The following is a 521-nucleotide window of genomic DNA, read 5'->3' as shown; positions in this document are numbered from 1 at the left end:
GGAAGGTGTTCGGGGGTCATGATGTATCCTGAAAAATTAAAGTACGCGGCGATTGTAGGGATTGCTCATCAGATGTCCAGATCTTGATGAATTCCTATTTGTGAGCTACGTCTGGACAGTAACTTGTTACAACCTGTAGCATCCACTTGCCGGTCCTGTGAGTTAATAGGGAATCCAGTGCGAATCTGGAGCTGACGCGCAGCGGTAAGGAAAGGTGCGATGATTGCGTTATGCGGACACTGCCATCCGGTGGGAAGTCATCATCTCTTAGTATCTTAGATACCCCTCCAAGCCCGAAGACCTGCCGGCCAACGTCGCATCTGGTTCTCATCATCGCGTAATATTGATGAAACCTGCGGCATCCTTCTTCTATTGTGGATGCTTTACAATGATTAAAAAAGCTTCGCTGCTGACGGCGTGTTCCGTCACGGCATTTTCCGCTTGGGCACAGGATACCAGCCCGGATACTCTCGTCGTTACTGCTAACCGTTTTGAACAGCCGCGCAGCACTGTGCTTGCAC

General features: G+C 50.1%; 1 protein-coding gene and 1 riboswitch. The gene reads left to right on the top strand.

Annotated features, from left to right (window positions below; genetic code table 11):
- Positions 1–133: 133 nt before the first annotated feature.
- A riboswitch (cobalamin riboswitch) is annotated at positions 134–323 on the top strand.
- A 65-nt stretch (positions 324–388) separates the two neighbouring features.
- The coding region (locus ACS8YF_RS20170; RefSeq protein WP_440851830.1) for a hypothetical protein at positions 389–521 on the top strand (133 nt) is incomplete at its 3' end.

The organism is Salinisphaera sp. SWV1 (assembly GCF_052044155.1).
Classification (GTDB): Bacteria; Pseudomonadota; Gammaproteobacteria; order Nevskiales; family Salinisphaeraceae; genus Salinisphaera.
The sequence above is the reverse complement of the archived record's forward strand: the minus strand, read 5'-3'. Positions and strand labels throughout refer to the sequence as shown.